Annotated in this window: 4 protein-coding genes and 1 pseudogene; 1 reads left to right on the top strand and 4 read right to left on the bottom strand. The window is 54.7% G+C overall.

Annotated elements, in window-relative coordinates:
- Positions 1 to 232 (bottom strand): annotated as a pseudogene (locus tag Q0294_RS13085) (ISNCY family transposase); the annotation flags it as partial.
- A gap of 2 nt (positions 233 to 234) precedes the next feature.
- Here Q0294_RS13085 and Q0294_RS13080 point away from each other — a divergent pair.
- Entirely contained in the window at positions 235 to 993 is a 759-nt protein-coding gene (locus Q0294_RS13080; RefSeq protein ID WP_299465974.1) for a hypothetical protein, read from the top strand.
- A 112-nt stretch (positions 994 to 1,105) separates the two neighbouring features.
- On the opposite strand, the gene Q0294_RS13075 is transcribed toward Q0294_RS13080, so the two are convergent.
- The 3 genes from Q0294_RS13075 to Q0294_RS13065 form a co-directional block, all read right to left on the bottom strand.
- The gene (locus Q0294_RS13075) at positions 1,106 to 1,678 is read right to left on the bottom strand and encodes a hypothetical protein (RefSeq protein WP_299465970.1); all 573 of its coding nucleotides are present in this window, start codon (positions 1,676 to 1,678) and stop codon (positions 1,106 to 1,108) included.
- Between the two features lie 191 nt (positions 1,679 to 1,869).
- Positions 1,870 to 3,327: a DUF1501 domain-containing protein gene (locus tag Q0294_RS13070; RefSeq protein ID WP_299465967.1), complete on the bottom strand. Its 1,458-nt coding sequence runs from the start codon at positions 3,325 to 3,327 to the stop codon at positions 1,870 to 1,872.
- A 2-nt stretch (positions 3,328 to 3,329) separates the two neighbouring features.
- Positions 3,330 to 5,107: DUF1553 domain-containing protein (locus Q0294_RS13065; RefSeq protein ID WP_299465964.1), on the bottom strand; the 1,778-nt coding region annotated here is incomplete at its 5' end.

The following is a 5,107-nucleotide window of genomic DNA, read 5'->3' as shown; positions in this document are numbered from 1 at the left end:
GCACACAGATATGCCAGTATTCCATCCCCGTTCGGCCCGTGTCGGTTCGCGTGTCGCTGTTAACGTCAGCGGCGATCCACTGCAGAATTTCATTGACAAGCCTGCGGTCCGAATACAGGAACTGCAGAGCGCGAAGAATGGGAACGATGCGATCCCGTGATTCCAGATTTAACTCCACCTGTTCGATCGGAACACTGTCCAGTCGCAACTGATTTGAGTATGATTTTCGCATCATTGGCTCCTCGAAGATTGATTGTGTTGATTCCGTTTTACTGGTCTTTTCAACAAGTAATACGGATCAATGCCTCATCTTCGAGGAGTATTCTCACATTTTTACACTATGTATTTACGAACCAAAACGCTTTCGGGACACCCACTAACTATATCTGCGAATACGCCTTCTGTGGTTACGCCGGCTATTCTCAACTCAAGCTGGACAAACAAAATTCAGAACTGGCACAGAATATCCGCAAAGCCTATTCTTATATTCGTCAAAAGCAGCCGATCAGACTCATTCCCAAAAAAATCGTCAAGAACCCCGGGACAAATCAGGATGTCCCGAACCTGGATAACTTCAATGAGATCAATAGCCTGAGCATTTTCTTTCACAATGAAGACCACGACTGGCAGCGCTGGAAAATTGCCATCAAATATAATGAAAACTGGCGCGAGGAAATGAAAAAATACATCAACGCTGGTTCGTATTGTGCCTTCGTAAAAACTCCCGCTGCGCTCAAGTTATCTCAGGAACAGGGGAAGAATGTCCCAGCCCTGAATGTCCAGTTGCCTGATGCGGATATAAAAACAGGCCAGCCCGTCGATTCCCCGTTGACCCCCAAAGGCCCGCTGAAGGCACTCATCCTCTACGATGATGACTATAAACAGTACTACGATATGAAAAACGGCAAGCGGCTTCTTGAAGTCACCAATCAAGGCATTACCGAATACGTCATCCACCACAATAAATGGAAGATATACAGGCAAGTCAACTGAGACGAAAACGTGAACCACACGCTACAGCATCAGATTGAATCCTCACTCGTCACCTGGTTCCAGAGGAAATCTGCCAATGGCCAGTCACTATTTTCATGCTTTTCGTTGTCGCTTAATTCAGCACAATGCCGTCGTAGCGTAATACGTATTCTTTTTCGAACACGCTGGGTTTGAGTTTCATCCCCCGCTTCCGGTCCTGTTCTGCTTGTTCTTTCTTTTCCTGGTGCTGGTAAGCCTGCCAGCGGTGAAAGTAGGCTTCCCAGTCTTCCGGTTGCAGTTGGATGGCCTGCGTGTAATCGGCGATGGCCAGATCCACCTGCTCGGCGTTCCAGCGGAGCAGGCCCCGGTGCACGTAAATTGAAGCAAGCCGGGCCGAGCTGTACTCGGGCTTTTGTTTCGCCGCCTTGATCGCTGCTGTCAGATCATCCTCGGCAGAGGGATATCTCCCTACTCCCATAAAGAGCACCGCGCGGGCAAAACGGGCGTCGATGTTTGCCGGGTCCTCTTCGATGGCCAGATTAAAAGTCGCCAGTCGCGTCTCAAACTCCGCCTTCTCTTCCAGAGGACTGAAATACGAGAGCGGCCGATAAAGTTCCGGGGCGGTCATCGGGATCGGAATACAGGAAGAAAGCGCACACAGGAGCAGAAGCACCACCGACAGCAGGGGGACTGGCAGATTCCGCATCGAAAACATCCTTTTTCTCAACCTGATCACAGCACGCAGCGTCATCTCAGGCACCAGGTAAAACCGGGACACAAAACGACCCAGTCTACTCAGTTTATGATATCACAATCCCCTCTGCGCGTAATGTAGTCCAGAACCCCCCTTTCCTGCAATACGTTTCGTGCCGTTCGCGGGCAGCCTTAAATAACCGCTCAGCTCAGAATGTCATGTACCACGTGGGCTTCTTCCACCCCGGTGAGCCGGGCGTCGAGGCCGCGGTATTTATACGTCAGCCGACGATGATCAATGCCCATGCAGTGCAGAATCGTCGCGTTCATATCGCGGATGTGAACCGGGTTCTCGACGATGTTGTAGCAGAAATCGTCGGTTTTGCCGTATTCGAAGCCCCGTTTGATGCCGCCGCCCGCCATCCAGAGGGAAAAACAGCGGCCATGATGATCGCGGCCCGCACTCGGGCTGCCGATCGCGCCCTGGCTGTAAACCGTGCGGCCGAATTCGCCCCCCCAGATCACCAGCGTTTCATCCAACAGTCCGCGTTGTTTCAGATCTTTGATCAGAGCGGCCGACGGTTGATCTACGTCGAGACACTGGTTGGGGAGTTGACTTTTGATCGACACATGCTGATCCCAGCCTCGGTGGAAGAGTTGGACAAACCGCACGCCGCGTTCGGTCATGCGTCGGGCCAGCAGACAGTTGGCGGCGAAACTGCCCGGCTTGCGCGATTCGGGTCCGTACATTTCAAACGTCTGCTGCGTCTCGCTGGAAAGATCCATCAACCCGGGAACGGAGGTCTGCATCCGATACGCCATCTCATACGAATTGATGCGGGCCTGGATTTCGGGATCACCAATTTCTTCGGCCTGTCCCCGATTCAACGTCGCCAGATCGTCCAACAGTTTGCGTCGTTGACTACGATCGATGCCCGCGGGATTCGACAGATACAACACCGGACTGGAGCCGGGACGCAGTTTCACCCCCTGATGGCTCGGCGGCAGAAAACCGGAACCCCACAGGCGGTCAAACAGAGGCTGCCCCGGATTCTTGCCGGTCCCCTGTGAGAGCATCACCATATACGCGGGCAGATTTTCATTCTCGCTCCCCAGCCCGTAACTGAGCCACGCACCGAGACTCGCATGCCCGATCTGCTGCGTCCCCGTGTTGATAAACGTGATCGCGGGGTCGTGGTTGATGGCTTCGGTGTTGACCGATTTGAGAATCGTAATGTCATCGGCGATGGTTTGCGTATAAGGCAGCCGCTCGCTGATCCAGGTCTGATGCTGGCCACACTGTTTCATCTCCCAGAAGGACGCCACCACGGGAAACGATTTCTGACCGGAAGTCATCCCGGTCACTCGTTGTGTCCCTTTGACGGAATCGGGCAGATTCGTGCCATGCAGTTTGCGCAGAATCGGCTTGTAATCAAACAGGTCCACATGCGAAGGCCCGCCTGATTGAAACAGATAGATAATTCGTTTCGCTTTGGGGGCGATCTGCTGCACGCCGGCCGGTATCGCTTCGGCGTTCGCACTCTGGTTGAACAACTCCGGGTACAGCAGAGAAGCCAGCGCCGCCCCGCCGATGCCCCGTGCCGATTTGCCCAGCAGCGTGCGGCGTGTCAGATTGCGTTCGTATTCAAAGACTGGGTCCATCATTATCCCCGGGTAATAAATTCGTAGGTATTGAAAATCATACTGGCCACCGCAGTCCAGGCAGCCACTTCCGCGGGAGGCAGCGATTCATCGCGGTCCGACTCTCCCTGTGACAGCAGCGCTTGTGCGGCACCGGCATTCGATTGATAATTCTTCAGTTCGCGTAAATAGGCGGCTTTCGCCGTTTCCACTTCCCACGCTTCCGGCAGACGCCCCAATGCTTCTTTGAACGCGAACTGAATTCGCGCATCAATGTCCGCTCCGCCCTCTTGCATGATCCGTTCGGCATAATTGCGGGACGCTTCCACGAACTGCACATCATTCAACAGCACCAGCGACTGCAGCGGCGTATTCGTTCGCGCCCGACTGATCAGGCAGACTTCGCGGTTCGGCGCGTCAAACGTCTGCATGTTCGGCGGCGGCACCGTTCGTTTCCAATACGTATACATGCTCCGGCGGTACAGTTTTTCGCCATGATCCTGCACGAACACCTGCGCGGTCGCCGGCGAACTTCCATAATGGCTGACTTCGCGCCACAAACCTTCCGGCTGATACGGGTTCACGCTCGCCCCGCCCACGCGTTCGACCAGCAGGCCCGAGACTTTCAACGTCGCATCCCGAATCGCTTCGGCCTGCAGACGGAACCGACCGCCGCGGGCCAGCAGACGATTCTGCGGGTCCTGTTTCCAGAGTTCGGGCGTTCCCGCTGATGCCTGCCGGTATGTGGCCGACATCAGAATCTTCTTCATGATCTGTTTCACATCCCAGCCCGATTCGTAAAACTCAACGGCCAGCCAGTCGAGTAATTCCGGATGCGTCGGTGGATCCCCCTGCGAACCGAAGTCGGCGGAGGTCGAAACGATTCCCTGACCGAACAGCATTTCCCAGAATCGATTGACGGCCACGCGGGTCGTCAACGGGTTATCGCGCGAGGTCAACCACTGGGCTAGTGCCAGCCGATTCGCGGGTGCTTTCTCCGGCAATCCGGGTAAAAATCCGGGTACTCCCGTGCTGACTTTTTCGGTTGGCTGATCGTACTGACCGCGATTCAGAATGAACGTCTCGCGTGGTTTCCTGGCGGTATTCATGACCATCGTCTCAAACGAATCGGTCAACATCTGACGGCGTTCTTTGAGGTTCGTCAGTTGATAGCGCAGATTTTTGAATTCGGGTGCAATCTGGCTGTAGTAGGTTTTCAGAGCCGCGTTCTGTTGCGCGTCGCGTGCTTTCGGATCGATGGCCAGAATTTTCTGAATGTCATCCGGAAGATTGGTCCCGTCATCCACACCCGAGATTCCGAACACACGGTAATCGCCGGCCATCAACGCCTCGCGACCGCCAAACTTTCCGCCCCCCCAGACCAGCATCACCGTGACATAGGGAGAGTTTGTTGTTTTGTAAGGCTTGTCAAAGGTGACCGTCAGATGCTGCGGACTTTGATTGTGCGGCGCGGGAGACCAGCCATTGTGGTCGCGCGGGTCGAGACAATCGGCGACCGGATAATCGGGATGCGAGTTGCTGGCCGTGATTTTGTCGATATTAAACATGGCATACAGGTCAAGCTGATCGGAATGGATCGCCGTTCCCGACGCAGCAAAACTCGTCAGAATAAAGCCGCCGGGAAACGATTCTTTCTTGCCGTGCCCGATGCCCCCTTCGGGTAGTTTTTCGTTCGGATAAAAGACAATCCGCAGGCCCGTCAGTTGATCCACTCCCGGGTTGACTGTCAACGAAATCGACGGCGAACGTCCGCTGGGCGTCAGCGCGAGAATGTGTCCAT

It is taken from the genome of uncultured Gimesia sp., from assembly GCF_937919775.1.
In the GTDB taxonomy this organism is placed as follows: domain Bacteria; phylum Planctomycetota; class Planctomycetia; order Planctomycetales; family Planctomycetaceae; genus Gimesia.
Note: the sequence above shows the minus strand (reverse complement) of the source record. Positions and strands in the feature narration are given on the sequence as shown.